This is a genomic window from Nonomuraea jabiensis (genome assembly GCF_014204795.1).
GTDB classification, from domain to species: Bacteria; Actinomycetota; Actinomycetes; order Streptosporangiales; family Streptosporangiaceae; genus Nonomuraea; species Nonomuraea jabiensis.
On record NZ_JACHMB010000001.1, the window covers coordinates 4,601,384 to 4,627,086 of the forward strand.

Below are 25,703 nucleotides of genomic sequence, written 5' to 3' on the forward strand. Positions count from 1 at the left end.
CATGGGCAACCGCTGTGCGGTCATCGGCGTCGGGCAGACGCACTACACGACCAAGCGCAGGGACGTGTCGATCGCCGGGCTGGTGCGCGAGGCGGCGCTGCGGGCGCTGCAGGACGCCGGGCTGTCGTTCAAGGACATCGACGCCGTGGTCATCGGCAAGGCGCCGGACCTGTTCGAGGGCGTGATGATGCCGGAGTCGTACCTGGCGGACGCCCTCGGCGCGGCGGGCAAGCCGATGATGCGGGTGCACACGGCGGGCAGCGTGGGCGGCTCCACGGCGCTGGTCGGCGCCAGCCTCATCCAGGGCGGCGTGCACGACCGGGTGCTCGTGGTGGCGTTCGAGAAGCAGTCGGAGTCGAACGCCACCTGGGCGCTGTCCACGCACCTGCCGTTCAACGCGTCGCTGGTCGTGGGGGCGGGCGGCTACTTCGCGCCGCACATCCGCGAGTACATGCGCAGATCGGGCGCACCCGATCACATCGGGACACTCGTGGCGGTCAAGGACCGGCTCAACGCGCTCAAGAACCCGTACGCGCACCTCAAGATCCCCGGCATCGACCAGAAGATGGTCGAGTCCACGCCGATGTTGTGGGAGCCGATCCGCTACCTGGAGACCTGCCCGTCCAGCGACGGCGCCTGCGCGATGGTGCTGTCGTCCGAGTCGAAGGTCACCGGCACCCCGGCCTGGGTGCACGGCACCGCCATGCGCTCCGAGCCGATCTTCCGCGCCGGGCGCGACACGGTCAGCCCGCAGGCGGGCAAGGACTGCGCGGCCGACGTCTACCGCCAGGCCGGCATCACCGACCCGCGACGGCAGATCGACGTGGCCGAGACGTACGTGCCGTTCTCCTGGTACGAGCCGATGTGGCTGGAGAACCTGGGGTTCGCGGCGGACGGGGAGGGATGGAAGCTCACCGAGTCGGGCGCGACGGCGCTCGACGGCGACACCCCGTGGAACGCCTCGGGCGGGGTGCTGTCGAGCAACCCGATCGGGGCGTCGGGACTGATCAGGTTCGCCGAGGCCGCGCTGCAGGTGCGCGGGATGGCGGGCGAGCACCAGGTGGACGGCGCCCGCACGGCGCTCGGCCACGCCTATGGCGGGGGAGCCCAGTTCTTCGCGATGTGGATCGTCGGACGGGAGAGACCCTGATGGAGTTCAACCACGCTGACCTGTTCGAAGGGCTCGCGGACGCGATCGGGGACAGGACCGCCGTCGTGTGCGGCGCGGACCGGCGCACCTACGCCGAGCTGGACGCCGAGGCGAACCGGCTCGCCCACTACCTCATGGACCTGGGCATCCAGCCCGGCCAGCACGTCGGCCTCCACCTCTACAACGGCATCGAGTACGTGGCCGGCCTGCTGGCCGCGCTGAAGATCCGGGCCGTGCCGATCAACGTCAACTACCGCTATGTCGAGTCCGAGCTGCTCTACCTCTACCGCGACGCCGACCTGCGGGCGCTGGTCTACGACGTGGAGTTCGACGCGCGGGTGGCCGCCGTGGCGGACCGGGCGCCGCTGCTGGAGCACCTGATCTCGGTGGGCGGGCCGTCGGCGATCGGCGCGGCGGTGCCGTACGAGACCGCGCTGGAGCGCGGCCGGCCGGAACGCGGCTTCCCGGCGCGCTCGGGCAACGACGTCTACATCATCTACACCGGCGGCACCACGGGCATGCCCAAGGGCGCGATGTGGCGCGTCGAGGACCTGTTCATGGCCTTCGGCGGCGGCAACCCGTACGGCGAGCCGCGCGCCACCCCGCGCGAGGTGATCGACGAGGCCGTCAAGGCCGGCCCGCTGGTCATGATGGCCGCGGCGCCGCTGATGCACGGGGCCGCGCAGATGGCCACGTTCATCGCCTGGTGGATGGGCGCGACCATGGTGTACGTGCGCAAGTTCGACGCCGAGGACGTGTGGCGGGCGGTCGAGCGCGAGCGCGTGGTCACCATGAACATCACCGGCGACGCCATGGCCAGGCCCCTGGCCGAGGCGCTGGAGAAGGGGCGTTACGACGTCTCGTCGCTGTTCGTGATCAGCTCGACCGGGGCGATCCTGTCGGGCGCGGTACGCGACCGGCTCCAGAAGGCACTGCCGAACATCGGGATCCTGGACAACTTCGGCTCCACCGAGTCCGGCTTCACCGCCTCCGGCGTGGCCGGATCCTCGCCGGAGAAGGGCCTGCGCTACCAGCCGAACTCCACGCTCAAGCTGGCCGTCCTCGACGAGCGGCACCGGCCCGTCGAGCCCGGCTCCGGCCAGCTCGGGACCGTGGCCAGGGCCGGGCGGGTGGCGTTCGGCTACTACAACGACCCCGACAAGACGGCCCGCACGTTCGTCACCGACGCGGAGGGCACCCGCTGGCTGCTGACCGGCGACCTGGCGACCGTGGACACCGACGGGACCGTGAACGTGTTCGGCCGCGGCTCGCAGTGCATCAACACCGGCGGGGAGAAGGTGTTCCCCGAGGAGGTCGAGGCGGTGCTCAAGGGGCATCCGTCGGTGTTCGACGCGGTGGTGACCGGGGTGCCGGACCAGCGGTGGGGGAGCAGGGTCGCGGCCGTGGTGGAGCCGCGGCCGGGCGTGGAGGTCACGGGCGAGGAGCTGGACGCGCACTGCAGGACGCTGCTGTCGGGGTACAAGGTGCCTCGTACGTACGCGTTCGTGGAGCAGATGGTGCGCTCACCGGCGGGCAAGGCCGACTACCGGTGGGCCCGCGAGACGGTCCAGGCAAGCGACGCCCGCAGCTCCTCCTAGAGCCGCCGCAGCTCCACTTCGATCGCCCTAGAGCTGCCGCAGCTTCGCCTCGATCGCCTCGATCGTCTTAGAGCTGCTGCAGCTCCGCTTCGATCGCCGCCGTCTCGTCGCGCCTGCCCGCCTTCTCCAGCAGCTTCAGCCTGCCCCGCAGCACGTCGCGGAGCAGGTCGGCGACGCCGTCGTGGGCCGTAAGGTCCCGCAGCAGCCCCGCGGAGACCCGCAGCGCCGCGTCGGCGGCGTCGTCCCTGCCCAGCTCCTGCTGGCACAGGCCGAGCCGGGCGTGCGCCACGGCCCGGGACAGCTCGTCCCGGGTCACCTGCGTGGCGCGGTGGAAGACGAGCCCCGCCTCCAGCGCCCGGCCCGCCTCCATGAGTGCGTCGCCCAGCATGAGCATCGCCCTGGACAGCAGCTCGCGCTGCGCCGGATTCCCCTGGCCGACGCGCTGCTCCACGGCGCTCCCCGACCCGAACCGCTCCAGCGCCGCCACCGCCTCCCGCAGCGGCTGGATCGCCTCGGCGGCCAGGTCCCGCATCCTGAGCGCGGAGGCCAGCGTGAGGCAGGCGCCCGCCCGGCTGGTGTGCAGCGCCTGCGCGTTCATGCCGGTGGTCAGCAGCTCGTCGTAGATGCCGATGGCCTCCCTGGCCCTGGCCTCGGCCTCGGTCCCCTCGTCCAGCCCGAGCAGGGGCAGCAGCTCGGAGCTCTGCGCCAGGGAGTCGGCGAGCACGGCCCGGTACGTGAGTTCGTCCGGCGACCGCCTGGCCCACGGGATCAGCTCCTCGACGAGCGCGTTCGCCTCGGCGAGCTCGCCGCGCATCATGTGGCAGCGGACGAGCCGCTGGGTGGCCAGGGCGTGCTTGAGCGTGCCCGGTGGCTGTCCGGCGGCGGCGATCCCGGCGTACTCGGCGGCCTCCTCCGGCCGCCCGGCGGCCAGCAGATCGTCGGCGATCACCGCAGCAGTCTCGGCCGCCTCCCGCTGCACCGACAGGTCCGTGTAGAGCCGCAACGCCTCCATGAGGTCGGCCAGCGCCTCCTGCTGCCTGCCGGACGCCCGCAGCGCCTGCCCGCGCACCTGGATCGCCTGAGCCCGCACGCGACGCAGCTCCGGCCCGGCTTCCGGGGCCCGGTCCAGCTCGGCCAGGGACCAGGTGACCGCCTCCAGGGCGGCCTGGGGACGTTCGAGCATGGCCAGGGCGGCGCCGAGCCGGGTGTACGTGACGGCGGCCACGGCCGGGTCGTCCAGCTCGTCGCAGAGGTCGGCGGCCCGCTCGCAGTGCGCCAGCGCCTCCACGGGGCGGCCCTGTTCGAGCAGGACGACGGCGTAGCGGTTGAGGACGTCCGCCAGCACGCCGCCCGGCTCCCCGGCCAGGAGATAGACGGCCTGCTCCAGAACGGCGGGCTCGGCCTGGCCATGCCGGGCGAGCCCGGCCAGCGCCAGGCCGAGCCGTCCGCGGTGCTCGCCGGAAAGGGCAGCCAGCCCTCGGTAGACCCGAACAACCAGCTCCGCACCCAGCTCCGCACCCAGCACCGCCGCGTCTTCCCGCGCTGCGACTTCCTGCCCGGCGTCTTCCGGCGCAGTGCCTTCCTGCGCGGCGCCTTCCCACCCCGCGACTTCCCGCGCCGTGTCCTCCTTCGCTGTGCCTTCCCTCCCCGCTGCGCCGAGCCGCGTCAGGCAGCGCCCGTACCGGTCGTGCACCTCGGCACCGTCACGGCTGCTCAGCGGCACCTCCCGCTCCAGCGCGTCCGTGAACGACGCGAGCGACGCAAGCAGCTCGGACGGGTCGCCCGGGAAGCCGGAGATCTCCTCGATGAGCGTTCGGAGCACATCCGTCCCGGGAAGCGGCCGCGTGTCGAGCATCCGGCGGTAGAGAGGGATGCCCGCGGCCGGTCCTTCCTCCTCGACCCGCATCCTGGCCAGCCGCGCGAGGGCCCGCAGGTGCACGCCGCCCAGCTCCGGCGGTGGGTCGGCCATCAGCTCGATGCCCTGAGCCAGCTTCGGCCCGGCCGCACCGGTTTCGTGCAGCTCGGCCAGGCACAGGCCGGCGAGCTCCAGGCAGGCGGCGGTGATCAGCCGGTCGCCCGCCGCGTCCGCCGACGGCAGGAGGTCGAGAGCCCGGGTGGTCGATCGGAGCGCGCCTTCGACGTCCTGCCCGGCGAACCGGACGCCGCCCTGCATGCACAGCGCCCCGGCGAGGGCGGACGCGGCCGCGAGCCCTTCCGACACGAGCCCGTCGTACAGCTCAACCAGCCGATCGACAGCCGCCTCCGCACCGGCCCGGGACAGCGCAGCCGCCTCCGCACCGGCCCGGGACAGCGCAGCCGCCTCCGCGCCGGCCCGGGACAGCGCGGCCGTCTCCAGGATCAGCAGCTCGGCCAGCTCCGTACGGAACACGACGCTCGTCTCGGCCATCGGCTCGTAGGACTCGATGGCGGTGCGCAGGTGCGGCCTGGCCTCCTCGACCCGCCCCAGCCCCACGAGCGCCCTGCCGAGCGCCGCCGCCACCATCCCCACGGCGATCGCGTGCGGCCGCTCCGGCCCGGGCTCGCGCTGCGGTGCGTCCGGTACGGGGTGGCGGCGCAGCAGCTCGGCGGCCTGCGTCGCGAGCACGAGCCCATCCCTGGCCCGCCCCGCGTCCGTCCAGGCCCGGGCGAGCACGGCCTGCGCGGAGATGTAGGCATGGATCTCCGGCGTGCCGCCCGCCTCGGCGGCCTGCCGGCACTCCACCAGCCGCCGCTCCGCGCTGACCACGGCCTCCTCCGGCCGCGAGGTAACCAGCTCCAACAACCACGGCAGCCTGCCCGCGCGGCCAGCCGCCGGCTCCGGCAGCGCGCCCGCACGTTCGGCCGTCGCCTCCGGCAGCCATGGCCGGAGACCTATGCGGCCCGTCTCCGGCGCCGGCCGCCGCGCCCGTGCTCGCGCCTCGGACGCGTGCTGCGCGGGGGAGCCGTCCTCGGTCGTCAGGTCCTCGGGGCTCAGCCGGTCGTACAGCTCGGCGGCGAGCTCCAGCTGCGCCGGGCCGTCGGCGCGCCGCCCGAGCTCGTCCAGGCAGAGGCCGAGCAGCCGCCTGGCCCGCGCCTCCGTGGCCGGGCGGCGGCCGGCCGCCACGCTCATGGCCTCCTGCAACGGCCCCAGCGCCGCCTCGGGCCGGTCGTCGACCAGCAGCAGCTCGCCCAGCTCCAGCAGCTGCCCGGTCAGGGCGTGACAGTACTCGTCGGGCTCCAGGGCGACCAGGGCGCGCAGGTTGCGTACGGCTTCGGCGGCGGACCGCGCGGCGGCGTCCAGGTCGTCCAGCCGGGCATGGAGCCCGGCCAGCAGCCCGGCGGCGTCGGCGAGCATGGACCGCAGGCCGGGCTCCTGGGCGGCGAGGCCGCGCAGCCGTACAACGGCCTCCGAGGCGGGGACGACCGCGTCGGCCGGCCTGCCCTGCCCTTCGAGCCAGGCGGCCAGGAGGTGGAGGTGGTGGGCCAGGTCGCTGTTCGTGGGGGCCACGCCCTTGACGGCCGCGGTGGCGGCGGCGGTGAGGCAGGCGGCCAGCTCGGGCAACGCGCCGCCATCCGCCTCCTCGAACGGCACCAGCGGCCCAGGCACCGGCACCGCCGTACCGGGCACCGGCACCGCAGTACCGGGCGGGGGCGCCACGGTGGGGACGGAGAGCACGCCGTGAGGCGGTGCGACGGTTGGGGCGGCGAACGCGCCGTGAGGTGGTGCGACGGGCGGGAGGGGGAGGGCGCCGTGAGGTGGTGCGACGGGCGGGAGGGGGAGGGCGCCGTGAGGTGGTGCGACGGGCGGGAGGGGGAGGGCGCCGTGGGGTGGCGCGGTGGTCGGGGCGGGGAGTGCGCCGTGAGGTGATGTGACAGACGGGGCGGCCTGCAACCTCAGCGGTGGCGTGTCGCCCGGTTGGAAGCCGCCTCCCGGTTGCGGCGGAAGGGGTGGCTGGTGGCGCACACCCGGTTGGGGCGGTTCGGGGCGCAGGCCTGGCTGTGTGGTCGGGGCGGGGCCGGGCCATGAGGTGACGGGCGGCGCCGGTTGGGGGATGGCGGGTGGGCGCGGGGTTGCGGAGGCGAGGGCCGCCAGGTGGGCCGCAGCGCCGGGGTCGCCGCCCGCCGCCTCGAACGCCGCCACGGCCTCGTCCAGCCGCCCGAGCTCCAGCAGCGCGCACGCGACATTGTGGTGTGCCCGCGCCGCCTCCGCCGCGTACCCCGGGTCCTCCTCGGCCAGGATGCGGAACCTGGCCGCCGCCTCCTGCGCGGGCTTGAGCGCCGAACCGGCCTCGCCTGCCAGCAGCAGGCACGCCCCCAGGCTGAACAGCGCCTCCGCCCGCCCGGCCGCCGCCTCGTACGGGGGAGCGGCCGCGTAGATCTCGACGGCCTCCGCCGCCGCCACGACCGCCTCGCCGGCCCGCCCGACGGCCACGAGCCGCCCGGACAGCCAGGACAACCCCTCGGCCAGCGCGATCCGGTCGCCGCTCGCCCGGCGGTGCCGTACGGCCAGCTCGCCGAGGGTGACGTGCAACGCCCGCAGTCCCAGCGCCGCGCCCCGCCCGCTCTCCAGCAGGCCGGACGCGGCCTCGGCGAGGTCACGGTCGGCGGGGAACAGCGTGAGCGCGGTGTTGAGCAGGTCCCCGAGCCGGGTGGCGGGGTTCGCGGCGGCCTCGGTGACCATCGCGCCGATCCTGGCCTCGACCAGGGAGCGCAGCGCCGACCCGACCCGTGCCCGGTCGGCGGACAGGCGCAGGACGTGCAGCAGGTGGACGAGGTGGTGGACCGTGCGGCCCTCGTGATCGTGGAGGGCGAGTACGAGCTCGTCCAGGCCCTCCGTCTCGGCCAGGAGCTCCTCGGCCACCAGATCCGGGCCCAGCTCGCCGCTCGGGAAGACGGCGCCCAGCCAGCGGGCCGCGTTCGTGGTGTGCCCGTGGAGGCCGGTCCCGCCCCGCAGCCCGGGTACGGCGGTCAGCAGGCCCGGCAGCTCGGCCGGCGTCGGCGCCGTGAGCGTGAGCACCGCCACGGCCTGGCGCGCCGTCACGTCGTCCACGCGTTCGTGCTCGGCGGGCCAGACCCGCGCCCACTGGTCGCTCTCCCGCGCCAGGAACCGGTGGAGCAGGCCGCCGCCGTGCGGCCGCATCGGCTGCGGGCGTACGTCGGTGTCGCGGGCGTGCGCGGGCGGTTCGCCGTCGCGGGAGGGTGCGGGGCGCTCGTCGTCGCACAGCCGGAGCAGGGCCGCCAGGTGGACGTGGAGCGGGAGGCCGTACTCCGGCTCGTCGAGGCGCGGCGGGGCGGGCAGCGCGGCCCGGCTGGGGGCGAACGCCTTCATGGCGGCGAGCGCGTGGTCCGTGCGCTCCGCCAGGGTGAGCGGGTGGGCGTTGAGCTGGACCGTCGTGGAGGTGAGCCGTCTCAGCCAGCCGCCGGACGCCGTGTCGAGCCGCCGCCACCAGTCCGCCTCGCCGAGCTCGCGGGCCAGCAGCAGGAGCCGTACGCGAGGGTTGCGCCCGTGCTTGGCCAGGCGCCGTACCAGCTCGCCCACGAGGGGAGGGGACGGGTCAGGATGGTCCACCACGAGCAGGGTCGGGCGTAACGCCTCCAGGGTGCGGCTGGTCAGCGGGCCGGCGGCGGAGTCCAGCGGCAGGAATCCGGTGTCCCATCCGGCCTCGGCCAGCTCCACGCAGAGCTCGCCCGCCAGCCTCGTCTTGCCCGTGCCGCTCCGGCCGGTCAGCACCGCGATCGACAGGGCGGCCGGTTCGGCGGCCCAGGCCCGCAGGTCCGCCAGCTGCTCGTCCCTTCCCAGGAACGGCACCACCGCGTGCCGCGCCATCAGCAGCGTCCAGTCCGAGCAGTCCTGGGGCAGCCTCTCGCGGGCGGGGGTCAGGAGGTCGGCGAGGATCACCGAGGGGTCGTCCTCCGCCACGGTCTCCAGCCGGCCGGGCACCACGCCCGCCAGCTCGCAGAACCGTTCGTCGCTCAGCAGGGCGGTCGCGGGCACCGCGTCCAGGTGATGCGGCCCGATCCCGGGTGGCGCGGTGTCGGGCGAGGCGGCGGTGACCACGCCGATGATCTGCCCGGCCGGTTCGGCGAGCAGGACGGCGCCCGCCAGGCCGCGCGTGAGCAAGCCGGGCGGCGACTCGGGCTCCGGGCTCAGCATGCTGACCGCCAGGACCTTCGACACCGCGCCGGTGGGAGCGTCGACCAGGCCCGTCACGGTCTCCGCATCCCGGACCCCGGCCCGCCGCCCCAGCCACGGGAACCCTCTGGCCACGCAGCGCACCCTGAAGCCCGATGCCGCGCCGGAGGAGGCGGCCACCCTGGCCCAGCGGACGTGTTCGATGCCGGGGACGCCGGCCCAGGGCGCTCCGGCGACCCGCAGGAGCACCGCGCCCGCCCCGCCGCGTCCGCGCCACACCTGCTCGGCCTCGGCCCAGTGGCCCGAATCGGCCGCGCGTACCTGGCACGGCAGGCCGGGGGCCACCACCAGGCCGGAGGTCAGCACCAGATCGGCACCGATCGCATAGCCGGAGCCGGTCACGCCGACGAGGTCGTCGTGACCCGAGTAGACCTCGACGACCCGTTCGAGCCCGAGGCGATGCGGTGGCGTGTCCATGAGGTCCGCCTCTTAGCTACGTCCCGACGTGCCGTCCCCTTGATCTGATCTCACTATCGCACTCTGAGCCAGAAATTTCCTGGCTTGTCAGGCCTTCTCGGTTGTGAGCCAGGCCGCCAGCCCAAGATAGACGAGCCCGCTGCCCACGTTCATGCGGCGGCGCGCACGGGCGGACGTGCGCAGCCGGCCCGCCAGCGCCGACGAGAGCATCGCGTACGCGCCGTCGGACGCCATCCCCAGCAGCAGCCACAGCATCCCGAACAGCAGGATCTGCGGGCCGACGGGCCCCGCGTCCGGGTCGGTGAACAGCGGCAGGAACGTCAGGAAGAACAGGGCCGTCTTGGGGTTGAGCACGTTCACCACGAAGCCCTCCCAGAACAGCCGCCGCTTCGACTGCACCCGCAGCTCCAGCGCCTGCTCGCCCTCTTCGCGCTGCATCAGCTTGCGTACGCCGAGCCAGAGCAGGTAGGCCACGCCCACATACTTCACGATGGTGAACGCCGTGGCGGAGGCCGCCAGCAGCGCGCTGAGGCCCAGCGCCGCCGCCGCGATGTGGACGAGCGAGCCCGTGTGCACGCCGAGCACCGAGACCACGCCCGCGGCCCGGCCCTGGGAGACGCTCCGGGTGACGATGTAGAGGACCGCCGGTCCGGGGACCACGAGCAGGACGAGAGTCGCCGCGCAGAAGGCCGCGAGAGTCGAAATTTCCGGCATGGGGTCATCGTAGAGGCGGCGTCAAAAGACTTTCCCGCAGCGCCGCCAGCAACGCCTCCGTGGCCGGCGGGTGGGGCGGCTCGCCGTAGACGGCGGCGTACACGTGCCGGGTCGAGCCGGGCACCTCGGCCACCTGTACGTCCGGGTTGCGGTGGGCCCGCAGCGCCAGCCCCGGCAGCATGGTCAGGCCCAGCCCGGCCGCCACCAGGGCCTGCACGGCCACGATGTCGTCGCTGGTGAACGAGATCTGCGGGGTGAACCCTGCCTTGTCGCAGATGTCCAGCAAATGGCTCCTGCACCGGTCGCATCCCGCGATCCAGGCCGAGCCCGCGTGGTCGGCCAGCTCGCCCGCCGGCCCCCTGGCCACCAGGTAACTGGGGTCGTCGAGGAGGTGGACCATGCGGATGTCGTTGTCCTCGGGCGCGGTGTCGTCGTACCGGAAGATCACGGCCACGTCCACCCGCCCGGACCGCAGCAGCCTGAGCGCCTCCGGCGGCTCGATCTCGGTGAGCTGCAGGCGCAGCCCGGGGTGGGCGGCCGACAGCAGCCCCGCCGCCTTCGGGATGAACGTGCCCAGCGCCGAGGGGAACGCGGCCAGCCGTACGCGCCCCGAACGCAGCCCCACGTGCGCGGCGAGCTCCTCGGCGGTGGCGTCGAGGCGGCCGATGATCTCGGCGGCCCGCTCGGCGAGCAGCCGGCCCGCCTCCGTGAGCCTGACGCCGCGCCCGACGCGCTGGACGAGCCGGGCCCCGGTCTCCGCCTCCAGCCGGGCCAGGTGGTGGCTGACCGAGGGCTGTGAGTAGTGGAGCTCCTTGGCGGCCGCGGTCAGCGAGCCCTTGCGGGCGACCGCGACGAGAACGCGAAGGCGCACGACATCCAGCATTCATCGATCGTATCTATGAATAGGCCAGAGAACTTCTGTTGGACCTATCGGTCGAGGTGTAGCACCGTAGAAGGGGAAGGATGACTGCCTGCTTTCCCTAGGGGGACACCATGAATATGGCCGCCACCACCGCCGCGAGGCCCGGGCTGGACGCGCTCGTGACTGGCGTCTCCGCGATCGTGGCCCGGCGGCTCGGGCTCGCCAGGACCGCGTTCGCCGTCGCGGACGTGCTGCGCAGCCGACTTCCCGGGCTCGACATCCTCACGCCCCGCGAGCGCGAGGGCTCGCCCGACGGCTACGTGTCCCGCCCGCTCCACTGCGAGGAGGACTTCTCCATCGTGAGCGTCGTGTGGCGTCCCGGCCAGGAGACGCAGATCCACGACCACGTGTCGTGGTGCGCGTTCGGCATCATCAGCGGGATCGAGCACGAGACCCTCTACCGCGACATGGGCGATCATCTGGTCGAGATCGGGCGGGCCGACAACCGGCCCGGCGAGGTGAGCGGGTTCGCGCCGCCCGGCGACATCCACAAGGTCCGCAACACCAGCGGCGAGGTGGGGCTGTCGATCCACGTGTACGGCGCCAACGTGGCCCGGCTCGGCAGCAGCGTGCGCCGCCTCTACGACCTGCCGGTGAGGTAACCCTCCAGGCGGTCGGCCAGCTCCTTCGGCCGGGCCAGCATGGGGGCGTGACCGCCGTCGATCTCGTCGGGCGTGATGCCGAGCCGGTCGCGGACGACCCCGCGCATGAAATCGGGCGTGAAGAACCGGTCGTCGCGGCACAGCAGGAACCGCGTCGGCACGTCGGGCCACGCCTCCAGCGGCCACGGCTCTCCCATGGCCTTGCCCGCGTGGTTCCGTGACCTGGTCAGCAGTTCCTCGGCCACGTCCTTGGGCACGTCGTGCAGGAACAGGCCGATCGGGTCGGACATGTCCTTCGAGCCGAACCCCGTGTTGCCCCACCAGCCGGACGGCGGCTCGCCGGGGGCTGGGATCATGGCCGTGACCAGCACCAGGAGGTCGGCCGGCGTGCGGGCGCAGACGAGCGGCCCGACGAAGCCGCCCCACGAGTGCGCCACGACGACCAGGTCACGCCGGCCCCCGACCGCCGCCACCACCGCGTCGGCGTAGTCGAGCAGGCCGGCGGACTCGTCCTCGACCGGCAGGCTCACCGCCACGGCGTCGTGCCCGCGGTCGCGCAGCTCGGGCTCCAGCAGATGCCAGTCCCACGCGGACCCGCCGCCGCCGTGGATCAGTGCGAACGTCGCCATGCCCCTCACCATACCCGTCGATACGAAAATTTATTTGCGCAAATTTTCTTTCGCTTCTATGGTGGTTCCATGGCCACCGAGGAGAACCGTCGCATCAAGGACCTCGACACGCTCAAGGCGTTGGCGCATCCGCTGCGCATGAAGCTCTACCGCGCGCTCAAGGTGGCGGACGCGGCGACCGCCTCCCAGCTCGCCGACCAGGTCGACGAGGCCGTCTCCCTGGTCAGCTACCACCTGCGCAAGCTGGCCACGCACGGCCTCATCGAGGAGGCGCCGGCGCGCGGCGACGCGCGCGAGCGCTGGTGGCAGCCGGCCGACGAGAGCATCAGCACCCGGGACGAGGACTTCCGTGACGCGCCGGAGCGCGCCGCCGTCCACTCCGCGGTGTCGCGCATGCACGTCCGCCAGCAGAACGAGATGTACGAGAGCTTCCTCGACACCCAGTCGGCCTGGCCCGGCGACTGGCGCAACGCGGCCTACAGCTCCGAGTTCCTGCTCTCGCTGACCGCCGAGGAGCTGCGCCGGTTGGGCGACGAGATCAACGAGGTCGTCACGAAGTGGCGGGTGCACGGGAAGGCCGCTCGCGAGGCGGGCGACGTCGAAGGCCGCGAGAACGTGGCCGTGCACACGTACGGCTTCCCGTTCCGGACCTGAGTGAGGAGAGTGCGATGTATCCGGATTTATATCTATACGTGGAGCAGGCGCGAGCCCGCGAGCTGAGAGCCGACGCGCGGCGGCACGCCCGCGCAGGCCAGGTGCGGGCCGAGACGCGGCGGCGAGCCCAGGTGGGCGAGCCGGGGGCCGGACTGGAGCGCCGCCACGCGGGCGGTTCGGTGGTCCGGGCGCTGGAGGTGCGGCTGGGGTGGGTGCTGGTGGAGGCGGGGCTGCGGCTGGTGCACCGGTATCACTGATCCAGGCCGAGCTGGTGGCGCATGGCCACCGAGTCCCTGATGGCCCAGTGCTCGACGATCCTGCCGTCCCTGACGCGGATCATGTCCATTCCCCGCACCTCGTACCGGCGCCCCGAGGCGGTGTGCGTGCCGCGGCTGAGGTAGACGTTGGTCGACAGGTCATCGGTGGAGATGTTCTGCTCCACTGTGACGGACATGTCATGAAAGCCCGTCCCGCCGGACAGGGCCCGCTTCCACTTCTCCCTCCATGCCGCCAGGCCGTGGTGGTCGCCGTCCGAGCCGCCCCGGTGGTCGATCACGCCGGGGTCGACGAGCGCCAGCCCCTCGTCGATCCGCCCGGCCCCGTAGAGCTCGATGATGCGCCGATGCACTTCGCCAGCCGTCGCTGCCATGCCTGCCTCCCGGTTAAATGGGGAACTCCCCGTTTAGTTGGCGTGACTAGACTAGATGGGGAGTTCCCCACTTAGCAAGGAGACGGATGGGATCGCGTCCTCGCCGGGCGGATGCGCAGCGCAACTACGACCGGCTGCTGGCCGCGGCCGCGCAGGTCTTCGCCGAACGCGGCACCGACGCGCCGCTCGACGACGTGGCCCGCCGGGCCGGGGTCGGCAACGCCACCATGTACCGGCATTTCCCCACCCGTACGGATCTGCTGGTCGCCGTCTACGCGGACGAGGTCGCCCAGCTGTGCGCCCGCGGCCAGACCCTGTCGGCCGCCGGGTCGCCGGCGCAGGCGCTGCACGAATGGCTGCGGCTCTTCATGGACCACATCGCCTCCAAGCGAGACCTGGCCCTGGCGGTCACCGGCGACAGCGGCGCCACCGCTCTGGTGGCGCAGTGGCACGCGTCCATGCTCGCCACGGCCTCGGGCCTGCTGGACGAGGCCAAGCGGGCGGGCGCCGTACGGGCGGATCTCGACGTACGCGACCTGCTGACCCTGGTCAGAGGCATCGCCCTGACCGCCGCCGACCGCACTCAGGCCGACCGCCTCCTGAGGCTGATCGACCGCTGAACCCGGCGCCCCCGATACGCCGGAACGATCCTTTTACTCGGCGGCGGCCGCCTGGGCGTCCTTCAGCTTCCGCATGGCCACCTTCGCCGCGCGCTTGCTCAGACCCGGGTCGAACGTCCCGAAGAAGCCGTCGCTCACCAGCAGCATGACGCTGTTCCCGGCACCGATGAGCACGACGTCCGCCGCGAAACTCGGCTTGGAGTTGAGGGCGGGGATCGTCTTGCGGTGCCTGATGCCGTAGGTCCAGGAGCCGAACTTGCCGATGGAGAGCTTGGTGGTGCCGGCCTTGGAGGAGCCGGAGTTCGCCTTGACCCCGGCGCAGTCCCGGACCATGACCTTGCCCGCGGACTCCCAGCGGGTCAGCTGCGCGGGAGTCCCGCTGATCAGGAACTGCTTGACGCCGGACGGCTTGCCCTCCTCGTCGATGAAGGCCGCCGCCTTGCTCCTGACGAGGGGCTTCAGCGCCTTGATGGCGCTGCGGCACTTCGGCGTGTGCGCGGCCTCGGAGTCCAGCGCCTCCCGGTAGCGCTTCTCGTTCTCGGTGTACTCCTCGCCCAGGTCACTGGGCGTGAGCAGGGCTTCGCTCAGCTGGTCCGGGGTCAGCGGCTTGGCGGGGGCGGCGGCCACGGCGGGAGCCGTGGCGGCCAGCAGGAAGGAGGCGGCGAGGCCGCCTAAGATCGCGGAACGCATGGAACGGATCTTAGGGGTCGCACGGGGCGAGCCCGCGCGACCCGTCCTTACACGCCGAGCGCGGAGGGCAGGCTGAGCTCGTGGAGGAACAGGGCCTCCGTCGTCGCCACCCGCCGCAGCTCCTCCAGGTCCACCCGCTCGTTGGGCGCGTGGATGGCCGCGTCCTCGTCCTCCGCCCCGAACAGCAGGATCTCCGCCGCCGGGAACTGCTTCAGCAGCGTGTTGACCAGCGGGATGGAGCCTCCGGCGCCGACGTCCCTGGGCGGGCGGCCGAAGGCGCGCTCCATGGCCCGGTTGAGGGCGGCGCGGGCCTTGCCGCCCGAGTCCGCCTGGAAGCCCGAGCCCACCGTCAGGTCCGTGAACGACAGCTCGACGCCCCACGGCGCCACCTTGCGCAGGAACTCGACCACGGCGTTCACCGTCGCCTTCGGGTCGCCCGCCGGGGGGACGCGGACGGTCACGCGGGCCCGCGCGGCGGGCTGGACCGCGTTCACCGCGCCCGAGACCGTCGGCACGTCCAGGCCCGTCACCGTGATCGCGTACGACGCCCAGAGCCGGTCGGCCAGCGAGCCCGAGCCCACCAGCGAGACGCCGTCGAGGACGCCGGCGGTCTTCCTGAACTCCTCCTCCGACGGCCCCTGCCCGAGGAAGGTGCCGCGGGGCAGGCCGGGCACGCGGATGTCGCCGTTGTCGTCGTGCAGCGAGGTCAGCATGCGCATGAGGGCCGCCAGCGCGTCGGGGGCCGCGCCGCCGAACGAGCCGCTGTGCAGCGGCTCCCGCAGCGTGCGCGCCTCGATGGTGAACGCCGCCATGCCGCGCAGGGAGGTCGTGACCGCCGGGTCGCCGATCCGCGGGTTGCCGGTGTCGGCCACCACGATGGCGTCGGCCCGCAGCAGGCCGGGGTTGCGCTCGACGAACGCCTCCAGGCGCTCGCCCGCGTACTCCTCCTGGCCCTCGATGATGACCTTGATGCCCACGGGGAAGCGGCCCTGGAAGGCGCGCAGGGCGGTGATGTGGGAGAGGATGCCGGACTTGTCGTCCGCGCAGCCCCGCCCGTACAGCTTGCCGTCGATCAGGGTCGGCTCGAACGGCGGGGTGCGCCAGGCGGCCGGGTCGCCCGCGGGCTGCACGTCGTAGTGCGCGTACAGCAGGACCGTGGGCATGCCGGGCGGCGCGGGGGCCTCGCCGAAGATCGCCGGGAAGCTGCCCTCGACCGGCACCTGCTGGACACGCGGCAGGCCCACGGAGCGCAGCAGCTCCTCCGTCATCGCGGCGGCGGCGAAGACCGGCTCCTCCGGGTGCCCGGGGAAGGCCACGGACGGTATGGCGGCCAGCCGTCGCAGCTCCTCGACGGCCTGGGGCATCGCGGCGGCGACGGCGCTCTCAATCTGTTCAGGAGTCACGGAAGGGTCCCCCGGGGGTCGTTATCAGAAGGTTCTGGCTGGTCTCGACATGTTGGTCTCATTGGATCACACAACGTTCCACGTGCGAGAACGCCGTGGGGACAGGCATGACCCGCGCGCCAATCTACATGCGGATTTCGTCGCCGTTACATAGGCGTTCTGCGGATACCGATTTTCTTGCATATTGCTACGACCGATTCGCTTGGCAAATCCGCAGGTGAGCATGCAGACTGTGGGGAGTTGAGACACGAGGGAAGATAACCATGACGCAGCCGGAAAACGACGTCCTGAAGGCCGCGCAGGACAACCTGTGGTTGCACTTCACCAGGCACAGCGCCTATCAGCAGTCCGAGATCCCGACCATCGTGCGCGGTGAGGGATCCTACGTCTACGACATCCACGGCAAGCGCTACCTCGACGGTCTGGCCGGGCTCTTCGTGGTCCAGGTCGGCCACGGCCGCCAGGAACTGGCCGAGGCCGCCGCCAAGCAGGCTCAGGAGCTGGCGTTCTTCCCGCTGTGGTCCTACGCCCACCCGAAGGCCGCCGAGCTGGCCCAGCGGCTGGCCGCGTACACGCCCGGCGAGCTCAACCGCGTCTTCTTCACCACCGGCGGCGGCGAGGCGGTCGAGACCGCCTGGAAGCTGGCCAAGCAGTACTACAAGCTCATCGGCAAGCCGCTCAAGCACAAGGTCATCAGCCGCCAGATCGCCTACCACGGCACCCCGCAGGGCGCGCTGTCGATCACCGGCATCCCCGCGTTCAAGCAGATGTTCGAGCCGCTGGTGCCCGGCTCGGTCCGGGTCCCCAACACCAACCACTACCGCGCCGACGAGATCACCGGCGTCAAGGGCATGACGCCCGAGGAGTACGGCTTCTGGGCGGCCGAGCGCGTGGCCCGCGCCATCGAGATGGAGGGCCCCGACACCGTCGCCGCCGTCTTCGCCGAGCCCGTGCAGAACGCCGGCGGCTGCTTCCCGCCCCCTCCCGGCTACTTCCAGCGCCTGCGCGAGATCTGCGACGAGTACGACGTGCTGCTCGTCTCCGACGAGGTCATCTGCGCCTTCGGCCGGCTCGGCACGATGTTCGGCGGCCAGAAGTTCGACTACGTGCCCGACATCATCACCTGCGCCAAGGGCATGACCAGCGGCTACTCGCCCATCGGCGCCATGATCGCGCACGAGCGGCTGTTCGAGCCGTTCAAGGGCGGCGACGCCATGTTCGCCCACGGTTACACCTTCGGCGGCCACCCGGTCTCCTCGGCCGTCGCGCTGGCCAACCTCGACATCTTCGAGCGCGAGGACCTGCTCGGCCACGTCACCAGGAACGAGCCGCTGTTCAAGGAGACCCTCGACGGCCTGCGCGACCTGCCGATCGTCGGCGACGTGCGCGGCTCGGGCTACTTCTGGGGCATCGAGCTGGTCAAGGACAAGGCCACCAAGGAGACGTTCACCGCCGACGAGTCGGAGCGGCTGCTGCGCGGCTTCCTGTCCAAGGCGCTGTTCGACGCGGGCCTCTACTGCCGCGCCGACGACCGCGGCGACCCTGTCATCCAGCTTGCGCCGCCGCTGATCGCGGGACCCGAGGAGTTCGCCGAGATCGGGTCTATTCTCCGCGGCGTGCTCACCGAGGCGTGGTCGCGCCTGTAACACCCCTCAGTCCGGTACGACGGCGTGCCGGTTCGCGAAAGGATCAACCATGAAGATCGGCGTTCCTGCCGAGGTCAAGAACCACGAATATCGCGTTGCCGCCACGCCCGCCGGAGTTCACGAGCTGGTGCGCAACGGTCACGACGTCCTGGTCCAGCGGGGTGCGGGCCTGGGCTCGCACATCACGGACGAGGAATACCTCTCGGCGGGGGCGAAGATCCTCGACAGTGCCGACGCCGTATGGGGCGAGGCGGACATGGTGCTCAAGGTCAAGGAGCCCATCGCCGAGGAGTACCACCGGCTGCGTGAGGGGCTCGTGCTCTTCACGTACCTGCACCTGGCCGCCTCGCGGCCCTGCACGGACGCGCTGCTGAGCGCCAGGACGACCGGCATCGCGTACGAGACCGTCCAGGTGGGCAACGCGCTGCCGCTGCTCGCCCCGATGTCCGAGGTCGCCGGCCGCCTCGCGCCGCAGGTGGGCGCCTACAACCTGATGCGCTTCAACGGTGGCCGCGGCATCCTGCCGGGCGGCGTGCCGGGCGTGGCCCCGGCCAAGGTGGTCGTGATCGGCGGCGGCGTCTCCGGCCTCAACGCCGCGCAGATCGCCGTCGGCATGGGCGCCGACGTCACCGTGCTCGACACCAACATCGACCGCCTGCGCTTCATCGACGCCATCTACCAGGGCCGGCTCAAGACGCTGGTCTCGACGTCGTACGCGATCGAGCAGGAGGTCCTGCAGGCCGACCTGGTCATCGGCGCGGTGCTGATCCCCGGCGCCAAGGCCCCGACGCTGGTCTCCAACGACCTGGTCTCGCGCATGAAGCCGGGCTCCGTGCTCGTCGACATCGCCATCGACCAGGGCGGCTGCTTCGAGGACTCGCGCCCGACCACGCACGCCGAGCCGACGTACAAGGTGCACGAGTCGGTCTTCTACTGCGTGGCCAACATGCCGGGCTCCGTGGCCAACACCTCCACGTACGCCCTGACGAACGCGACCCTCCCGTACGCGGTCAAGCTGGCCAACCTGGGCTGGCGCGAGGCGCTCAGGACCGACGCCGGCCTCGCGGGCGGGCTCAACACGCACGACGGCCGGCTCACCAACGGGCCGGTGGCCGAGGCGCTCGGCCTGCCGTTCACCCCGGTGTCCGAACTGGTGTGACGAGGAGCGCCCGGGCGTGCGCGATCAGCGCACGCCCAGGCGCTTGCGCAGGTCGCGGGCCGTGGCCAGCACGTGCTCGATCTCGCCGCGGCTCGGCCACGGAGCGCTCCCGGGGCGCAGCAGCGTGCCGCGCACCGACGCCAGGTGCTCGATCGCGCTCGGATGCAGGCCGCTGCGCGCCACCAGCCACCCGATCACGTCGGAGTGATCGTGCAGCGGCCGGGTCACCAGATCCCACGTGCCGAGCACCTCGGTCAGGTCGCCCACGTCCAGCCCGGCGCCGCCCCTGCGGCCGGTGGCCGCCGCGGCCAGCTCGGCCCTGGCGGCCAGCTCCGGCTCGGCGTGCCGTCCCCACGCGGGCGGCGGCGGATCGGACAGCCACTCCTGCGCCTCGCCCAGCTCCCCGGCCACCGACAGCAGCCCGCCCAGCTCGACGGCGGCCCCGCGGTGCCCGGCCAGCGCCGCCTGCCTGAACCAGTGCTGCCCGCCCGCCAGGTCGCCGAACTCGGCGATCAGCAGCAGGCCGTAGTTGAAGGCCGCCTCGGCGTCCCCGCCGGCCGCCGCCCGGCCGAACCAGTGGCCGGCCGCCGCGCAGTCCCTCAGCTCGACGCAGACGAACCCGGCCATCCGCTGGTCGTAGCCGCGCCCGGCACCGGCGGCCTGCTCGAACCAGGCGCGGGCGGTACGCAGGTCGCCCATGGACAGCGCGATCTCGCCGAGCTGGGAGGCGGCGCCCGGGTGCTCGCTCCTGGCGGCCAGCCGGTAGTAGGCCTCCGCGCCCTCGGGGTCGCGGCTGGCGTGCAGGTAGAGGCCCATGCAGTACGCCGAGTCCGGGTGGCCGCCCCTGGCCGCGCACTCCCACCAGCGCACGGTCTCCTCGTCGTCACCCGTCGCGTAGGCCAGGAAGCCCAGGTCGTGGGCCGAGGCCAGGTCGCCTTCCGCGGCCGCCGTGCGGTGCCACTCGCGGGCCGCCGCCAGCTCGCCCGCGTCCTCGCACATCAGCGCCAGCCTGCGGGCCGCGGTGCTGGAGCCGCCGTGGGCCGCGACCTCGTACCAGCGCCGGGCCCTGTCGGGGTCTCCGCGCTGCTCCAGCAGGAGCGTCGCCAGGTTGCTGGCGGCCTCGGCGTCGCCGGCGCCGGCCGCGAGCTCGTACCAGCTGACGGCATCCACCAGGCTGCCGTGCATCTCGTGCCAGACGCCCAGGTTGTACGCGCTGTCCAGGTTGCCGGCTTCGGCCGCCCGCTCCCACCAGTGCTTGGCGGCCGCGCGGTCGCCGTGCTGGGCGTAGAGCTTGCCGAGCCGGTGCGCGGCCTGCGCGTCGCCGGCCCCCGCGGCGGCCAGCAGCTCGGGCTCGTCTCCCACGCGCGGCGCCGGTACGGCCGGCGCCGCGACCTCTCCTTGCCAGGCCATGGCGACCAGGGTGGCACGTGATCGCGTGATTGCGGACCGTAATCGCCGACCTGGCGTCACGAGAAGTCGATGAAGCCCGCGTACATGCCCATCCCGCACACGTACCGCAGCGAGCCCTTCGGCTGCGGCGGCAGGCGTACGGTGGCCGGCAGCGCGACGTCGCGCCCGCCGATCGTGACCGTGCCGGTGCACCCCCGGTCGACCAGCTTGAACACCACCTCGACCGGCGCTCCGGCGCGGGCCGCCACGACGGCCGGCCGGTAGCCCTCGCGGGTCGCCCAGACCGTCACGATCTGCTCGCCGGAGCCCGGCGCGGCGGGCGAGGGCCTGGACGCGGCCGGCGGGGTGCCGCCGATCCAGCCGCCCAGGGTGAGCCCGGCGCCGGCGGTCCAGAGCCCGGCGGCGATGGCCACGACCCCGGCGAGCCGGGCCAGCCGGGTGCGGGAGACGCGCCGCAGCACGTACCCGAGGAGCGCGAACGCCGGAGCGGTGCCGAGCACGAACCCCGCCATGGCCGCCGCCCCCGCCACCGGGGAGCCGCTGGAGATCGCGATCATCTCCATGCCGAGGGTCACGCCGCAGGGCACCAGGATGGTGGCCGCGCCCAGCAGCGGCGCCTTGTAGCGGGAAGGGGCGCCGGCCTCGGGCGCCGCCGCGCAGTGACCGCGCCGCATCAGCCGGACGGCGAAGACGATCACCGTGAGGCCGGCCGCGACGAGCAGCACCGCGCGGGCCGCGGGCGGGAGGCTGACGGCCGAGCCGAGCAGCCCGAGCAGCGCTCCGGCCGTGGTGTACGAGGCCAGCCGCCCCGCCAGGAACCAGCCGACCAGCGCGGGATCGCGCCCGTGGCAGTGATCGACCAGGCCCATGAGCAGGCCGCCCTGGGCCGCGGTGCACGAGGCCGTCCCCGCCACCAGCCCGGCGGCGACTCCGCCGGCCAGCAGGGTGACGGCGCTCAGTGGACGAGCGCCAGACTGTCCAGAGACCCGCTCTTGGCGGCCTCGACGATCGAGCCGAACTGGTCGAGGCTCATCTCCACGCGCTGCCCGAAGTCGTCGGTGATGACCACCTGGCGCTCGACGGGCGCCGTTTCGTCCACGAACAGCTCGGGGCACCCACAGTTGCACTGGCCGCAGAACTTGGCGACGGATCGCATACCTGTCCCCGCTCTCTATGTATCCGGTACACGAACCGTAACGCCGGCCCCTGAATGCGGCCAGTGACAGTAATTGCACCCTTAGTGATGTTTAGGATGACCAGCCCTTGAGAACAGACACCTTTTCGAAGTACTCGTCCTCGCTCATCTCGCCGCGGGCGTACCGATCGGCGAGGATCCGCTCCGCCTCGGCGGTGGGTGACGCGGGAGCCGCGGCGTGCGCGTGGCGCGGCCCCCACCAGCCCTTGCGCCGGGCCGTGATGACCAGCGCGACGATGGCGACCCAGAACAGGCTCCAGAAGAACGGGATGATCGGCCAGAAGCTGTGCATGTCTCCTCCTTGACGTGGTGCTTTCAGCGTGCCGGTCGGAGGGGCGCGGCGAATCGCACGTCAGGCCCTGTTCGGAGTCAGCCCGGGGGAGTGTTCACGCGGGTCGCCCGTACGCCTGTGGGGGTAGCGCGCCGGTGCGTTTGACCGTCCGCAGGACGGGGGCGGTCTCCAACGTCTGGACGGCGTCCAGGGCGCTCACCCGTTCGGTGAGGTAGCGGTACAGGTCGGCGTTGTCGCGGCAGATGGCGGTGGCGAGGAGGTTCGTCGGACCGGTGGTGACGCTGGCGAAGGAGATCTCGGGGTGGCCCGCCAGGGTCCCGGCCACGTGGAGCAGCTCGGAGGGGCGCACGGTCATCCACAGCCGGGCCTCGGCGCGGTAGCCGAGCAGCCTGGGGGAGTAGTCGAGCTGGATGGTGAGCGCGCCGGACTCGCGCAACCGGTGCAGCCGGCGCTTGGCCGTGGCCTCCGACCAGCCGGTGGCCCGGGCCAGTTCCGCGTACCCGGCCCGGCCGTCCCTGGCCAGCACGTCCACGAGGCGGTGGTCCTTCTCCTGCAGGACGACGCCGTCCGATCCGGTACGCGGCTCGGGGCGCAGCCGGTCGGCCTGCTCCTCGGTGAGCCAGGCCAGCCCCTGCCAGCCGTCGGGCAGGGAGATGCCGTGCAGGAGCGAATGCGCGGTCATGGCCAGGACGCGGCCGGTCCGGGGCAGCTTCTCCAGCAGGACCGTGTCGGGCGACTGGGCGAAGCAGGAGATCTCGGTGCCGCCGGACAGCAGGTGCACCCAGTACGTGTCGGACCTTCTGGCCAGGGCCTCGGCGATGGCGGTGCCCGCGTCGGGCGTGCAGCGTACGCGGATGGTCCACGGCGTGTAGCCGAGGAGCGCGCCGTCGAGGCCGCCCACCACCCTGATCACGCCTGCCGCCGTGAGCCTGCGGTAGCGGCGGGCGACGGTCTGCTCGGAGACGCCGAGCACGTCGGCGATCCTGGCGAAGGGGGCGCGGCCGTCGAGCTGGAGCGCGTGCACCAGACCGCGGTCCACATCGTCGAGTTCGGCGGATTCCATCCGATCAGGCTAGTGCTCTGGAGGAAAACCACGGAATATCGCGAAAAATTGGGGTAGCTGCGGCCCGGGAGCCAACCTTGGACCCATGATTCTCGTAACAGGAGCCACCGGAAACGTCGGCCGCCAGGTCGTCCACCAGCTCGTCGAGGCGGGCCACCCCGTACGCGCCATGACCCGTGACCCCTCCCGGGCGGCCCTGCCGGAGGCCGTCGAGGTGGTCAAGGGCGACCACGAGACCATCGAGCAGTGCCTGGACGGCGTCGAGTCCGTCTTCCTCATCTGGCCCTTCCACACCGCGGACCTCGCCCCCGCCGTGGTCGGCGCGATCAGGCGGCACGCCCGCCGCGTCGTCCTGCTCTCCTCGGGAGCGGTACGCGACCAGCCCGACTCGTCCGTCGGCCTTTCGCATGGCGAGCTCGAACAGCGCGTCGAGCAGTCGGGCCTGGCCTGGACGATGCTCTGGCCCAGCACGTTCGCCGCGAACGCGTTCTGGTGGCGCGACCAGATCCGCGCGGGAGACGTGGTGCGCGGCGCGTTCGGCGCGGTGCCGATGGCGATGCTGCACGAGCGCGACATCGCCGCCGTGGCCGTACGGGCGCTGACCACGGACGGCCACGACGGGGCCCGTTACGCGCTGACGGGGCCGCAGGTGCTGACCCAGGTCGAGCAGGTGCGGATCCTCGGCGACGCGCTCGGGCGCCCGCTGCGCTGGCAGGAGCTCAGCCGGGAGGAGGAGCGGCGGCGGCTGCTGGCCGACGACTCCTTCCCCGACTCGTTCGTGGACCTGCTGCTCGACGGGTACGCCAAGATGCTCGACGGCCCGCCGCCTGCCCTGACGAACACGGTCGAGGAGGTGACGGGCCGGCCCGCGCGGTCCTTCGCCGAATGGGCGAAGGACCACGTGAGCGACTTCTAGGGCGCCACCACCAGCGCGCTGCCGCCGCCGCGGCGGGCGGGCTCGGCGACGGCCTGGACCCGGCCCCGGCCGACGAACTCCAGCGCCGTCGCCGCCCCGATCTCCGGGTTGAGCGCGAAGCTGTGCCCCTTGGCCTCCAGCTCGGCCCGGTACTTGTCCAGGAACGCCTGCTCGGCCTGGGTCTGCGCGGTGTTGCGCTGGGTGGCGCGCGGCGCGGCGAGCGCGTCCGGCAGGCTCATCCCGAACTCGTACCGGTTGACCAGGATCTGCAGCACGGTCGTGATGATGGTCGAGCCGCCCGGCGAGCCGACCGCCAGCACCGGCCTGCCGTGCTCGAACACCAGCGTCGGCGACATCGACGAGCGGGGACGCTTGCCGGGGCCGGGCAGGTTCGGGTCGCCGGGCGCCGGGCCGAACGTGAAGTCGGTCAGCTCGTTGTTGAGCAGCACGCCGCGTCCGGGCACCACGATGCCGTTGCCGCCGGTGGACTCGATGGTCAGGTTGTAGGCGATCACGTTGCCCCAGCGGTCGGCGACGACGAGATGGGTGGTCTCGGGGCCTTCGTCCGCGACGGGGGTGGCGGTGCCGGTGGGCTGGGCGCAGGGCTCGTACGAGCCGTCCGGGCTGCCCGGGGCCGCCGGGTGGGCCGTCGCCCGGTCGCCGATCAGGCAGGCCCGCTCCTTGGCGAAGCCGTCGGACAGCAGCTCCTTGAGGGGCACGCCGGGGATGTCGCCGACGTACTTGCCGCGGTCGGCGAAGGCCAGCCGGGACGCCTCCAGGTATTCGTGCAGGCCGACCTGGGGAAGGGCCTCAAGGACGTTGAGGGCCTCGCCGACGGTGGAGCCGCCGGAGGACGGGGGCGCCATGCCGTACACGTCCTTGCCCTTGTAGGAGATCTTGGTGGGCTCGCGCAGGAGCGCGCGGTAGGCGCGCAGGTCGGACAGCTCCATCAGGCCCGGCCGGACGTTGCGGGTGCTGCCGGGGGTGACCGGTGGCTGCTTGACGGTGGCCACGATCTCCTGGCCGAGCCGGCCGCCGTACAGCCAGCCGGGGCCGCGCCTGCCGAGCTCGCGGTACGTGGCCGCCAGCTCGGGGTTCCTGAACACCGAGCCGACGGGCGGCGGGGCGCCGTTGGGGAGGTAGAGCTTGGCCGTGGAGGTGATGTCCTTGAACCGGGCCGCGTTGTCGGCGGTCTGCTGGTGGAAGGTCTGGTCGACGACGAAGCCCTTGGAGGCCACGTCGATGGCGGGCTGGAGGGCCTCCTTGAGGGAGATCGTGCCGAACTTGCGCAGGGCCAGGTCCCAGTTCGCGACCGTGCCGGGGATGCCCGCCGACAGGCCGCTGGTGACGCCCTCCTCGAACGGGATGCCCTCTAACGTGGTCGAGGTCATGGCCTGCGGGGCGGTCTCACGGCCGTCGATCGTGAACACCTTGCGCTGCCTGGCGTCGTAGTACACCATGAAGCCGCCGCCGGCCAGGCCCGCGGAGTACGGCTCCGTGACGCCCAGCACCGCGCCCGCCGCGACGGCGGCGTCGACGGCGTTGCCTCCCCTCCTGAGCACGGCGATGGCGGCCTTGCTGGCGTCGAGGTCGACGGTGGCGACGGCGCCGCCGTACCCCTCCGCGACCGGGACCTTCTGCTGGTTCTGCTGGGGCCCGGCCAGCGCGGGCGGGGCCGACACGAGCGTGATGAGGACTGCTGCTGCTGCGGGGACGATCACTCGACGCATGGTCCTTACGATGGCCCACGTACGCCCGTGGCGGTAGGGCCCCCTCACACGCTGGGATGATGCGCAGGTCAG

General features: G+C 72.8%; 22 protein-coding genes. 9 read left to right on the forward strand and 13 right to left on the reverse strand.

What is annotated here, in order from left to right:
• The first annotated feature begins 1 nt into the window (after position 1).
• Both HD596_RS21180 and HD596_RS21185 read left to right on the forward strand, forming a co-directional pair.
• Positions 2-1,150, forward strand: coding sequence for a thiolase family protein (locus HD596_RS21180; RefSeq protein ID WP_185071076.1), 1,149 nt, complete (start codon positions 2-4; stop codon positions 1,148-1,150).
• A complete protein-coding gene (locus tag HD596_RS21185) occupies positions 1,150-2,748 on the forward strand; it encodes an acyl-CoA synthetase (RefSeq protein ID WP_185071077.1) in 1,599 nt (532 codons plus the stop codon). Before HD596_RS21180 ends, HD596_RS21185 begins: the two co-directional genes overlap by 1 nt.
• Before the next feature lie 67 nt (positions 2,749-2,815).
• Here the strand turns inward: HD596_RS21185 and HD596_RS21190 are convergent, their stop codons facing one another.
• From HD596_RS21190 to HD596_RS21200, 3 genes are all read right to left on the reverse strand, one after another.
• A complete protein-coding gene (locus HD596_RS21190) occupies positions 2,816-9,337 on the reverse strand; it encodes a tetratricopeptide repeat protein (protein WP_185071078.1) in 6,522 nt (2,173 codons plus the stop codon).
• Positions 9,338-9,424: 87 nt separating this feature from the next.
• Positions 9,425-10,051: a LysE family translocator gene (locus tag HD596_RS21195; protein ID WP_185071079.1), complete on the reverse strand. Its 627-nt coding sequence runs from the start codon at positions 10,049-10,051 to the stop codon at positions 9,425-9,427.
• A 4-nt stretch (positions 10,052-10,055) separates the two neighbouring features.
• Positions 10,056-10,934, reverse strand: coding sequence for a LysR family transcriptional regulator (locus HD596_RS21200; protein ID WP_185071080.1), 879 nt, complete (start codon positions 10,932-10,934; stop codon positions 10,056-10,058).
• A 110-nt stretch (positions 10,935-11,044) separates the two neighbouring features.
• On the opposite strand from HD596_RS21200, the gene HD596_RS21205 reads away from it, so the two are divergent.
• Entirely contained in the window at positions 11,045-11,575 is a 531-nt protein-coding gene (locus HD596_RS21205; protein WP_185071081.1) for a cysteine dioxygenase family protein, read from the forward strand.
• Here HD596_RS21205 and HD596_RS21210 read toward each other — a convergent pair.
• Complete coding sequence (locus tag HD596_RS21210; protein WP_185071082.1) at positions 11,554-12,204, reverse strand: alpha/beta fold hydrolase; 651 nt, start codon at positions 12,202-12,204, stop codon at positions 11,554-11,556. The two genes, HD596_RS21205 and HD596_RS21210, sit on opposite strands and share 22 nt — an antisense overlap.
• 69 nt (positions 12,205-12,273) lie before the next feature.
• Between HD596_RS21210 and HD596_RS21215 the strand changes: the two genes are divergently transcribed.
• Together HD596_RS21215 and HD596_RS21220 are read left to right on the forward strand one after the other, a co-directional pair.
• Positions 12,274-12,858, forward strand: coding sequence for a winged helix-turn-helix domain-containing protein (locus HD596_RS21215; protein ID WP_185071083.1), 585 nt, complete (start codon positions 12,274-12,276; stop codon positions 12,856-12,858).
• A gap of 14 nt (positions 12,859-12,872) precedes the next feature.
• Positions 12,873-13,115 (forward strand): hypothetical protein, encoded by a 243-nt coding sequence (locus HD596_RS21220; protein WP_221519429.1) that lies wholly within the window; start codon positions 12,873-12,875, stop codon positions 13,113-13,115.
• On the opposite strand, the gene HD596_RS21225 is transcribed toward HD596_RS21220, so the two are convergent.
• Positions 13,109-13,507 carry an ester cyclase gene (locus HD596_RS21225; RefSeq protein ID WP_185071084.1) on the reverse strand — a complete coding sequence of 133 codons (399 nt, stop codon included), beginning with the start codon at positions 13,505-13,507 and terminating at the stop codon, positions 13,109-13,111. The genes HD596_RS21220 and HD596_RS21225 overlap by 7 nt on opposite strands.
• An 86-nt stretch (positions 13,508-13,593) precedes the next feature.
• Here HD596_RS21225 and HD596_RS21230 point away from each other — a divergent pair, with 86 nt between their 5' ends.
• Entirely contained in the window at positions 13,594-14,127 is a 534-nt protein-coding gene (locus HD596_RS21230; RefSeq protein ID WP_185071085.1) for a TetR/AcrR family transcriptional regulator, read from the forward strand.
• Positions 14,128-14,160: 33 nt separating this feature from the next.
• Here the strand turns inward: HD596_RS21230 and HD596_RS21235 are convergent, their stop codons facing one another.
• Together HD596_RS21235 and HD596_RS21240 are read right to left on the reverse strand one after the other, a co-directional pair.
• A complete protein-coding gene (locus tag HD596_RS21235; RefSeq protein ID WP_185071086.1) occupies positions 14,161-14,817 on the reverse strand; it encodes a hypothetical protein in 657 nt (218 codons plus the stop codon).
• A gap of 47 nt (positions 14,818-14,864) precedes the next feature.
• Complete coding sequence (locus HD596_RS21240) at positions 14,865-16,220, reverse strand: dipeptidase (RefSeq protein WP_185071087.1); 1,356 nt, start codon at positions 16,218-16,220, stop codon at positions 14,865-14,867.
• A 263-nt stretch (positions 16,221-16,483) separates the two neighbouring features.
• On the opposite strand from HD596_RS21240, the gene HD596_RS21245 reads away from it, so the two are divergent.
• Both HD596_RS21245 and ald read left to right on the forward strand, forming a co-directional pair.
• On the forward strand, positions 16,484-17,866 hold the full coding sequence (locus HD596_RS21245) for an aspartate aminotransferase family protein (protein ID WP_185071088.1): 1,383 nt from the start codon (positions 16,484-16,486) through the stop codon (positions 17,864-17,866).
• A 49-nt stretch (positions 17,867-17,915) separates the two neighbouring features.
• On the forward strand, positions 17,916-19,025 hold the full coding sequence (gene ald, locus HD596_RS21250) for an alanine dehydrogenase (RefSeq protein ID WP_185071089.1): 1,110 nt from the start codon (positions 17,916-17,918) through the stop codon (positions 19,023-19,025).
• A 24-nt stretch (positions 19,026-19,049) separates the two neighbouring features.
• Here ald and HD596_RS21255 read toward each other — a convergent pair whose 3' ends face one another.
• The 5 genes from HD596_RS21255 to HD596_RS21275 all read right to left on the reverse strand — a co-directional run bounded on the left by HD596_RS21255 (position 19,050) and on the right by HD596_RS21275 (position 22,985).
• The gene (locus tag HD596_RS21255) at positions 19,050-20,435 is read right to left on the reverse strand and encodes a tetratricopeptide repeat protein (protein WP_185071090.1); all 1,386 of its coding nucleotides are present in this window, start codon (positions 20,433-20,435) and stop codon (positions 19,050-19,052) included.
• A 56-nt stretch (positions 20,436-20,491) separates the two neighbouring features.
• Positions 20,492-21,349, reverse strand: coding sequence for an urease accessory protein UreH domain-containing protein (locus tag HD596_RS21260; protein WP_221519430.1), 858 nt, complete (start codon positions 21,347-21,349; stop codon positions 20,492-20,494).
• 41 nt (positions 21,350-21,390) lie between these two features.
• Complete coding sequence (locus tag HD596_RS21265) at positions 21,391-21,591, reverse strand: hypothetical protein (protein ID WP_185071091.1); 201 nt, start codon at positions 21,589-21,591, stop codon at positions 21,391-21,393.
• A 91-nt stretch (positions 21,592-21,682) separates the two neighbouring features.
• A complete protein-coding gene (locus HD596_RS21270; RefSeq protein WP_185071092.1) occupies positions 21,683-21,922 on the reverse strand; it encodes an SHOCT domain-containing protein in 240 nt (79 codons plus the stop codon).
• A 94-nt stretch (positions 21,923-22,016) separates the two neighbouring features.
• Positions 22,017-22,985 (reverse strand): Lrp/AsnC family transcriptional regulator, encoded by a 969-nt coding sequence (locus HD596_RS21275; protein ID WP_185071093.1) that lies wholly within the window; start codon positions 22,983-22,985, stop codon positions 22,017-22,019.
• Positions 22,986-23,070: 85 nt separating this feature from the next.
• Here HD596_RS21275 and HD596_RS21280 point away from each other — a divergent pair, with 85 nt between their 5' ends.
• Entirely contained in the window at positions 23,071-23,901 is an 831-nt protein-coding gene (locus HD596_RS21280; protein WP_185071094.1) for an SDR family oxidoreductase, read from the forward strand.
• Here the strand turns inward: HD596_RS21280 and ggt are convergent.
• The gene (ggt, locus tag HD596_RS21285; protein WP_185071095.1) at positions 23,898-25,631 is read right to left on the reverse strand and encodes a gamma-glutamyltransferase; all 1,734 of its coding nucleotides are present in this window, start codon (positions 25,629-25,631) and stop codon (positions 23,898-23,900) included. The genes HD596_RS21280 and ggt overlap by 4 nt on opposite strands.
• Positions 25,632-25,703: the final 72 nt, after the last annotated feature.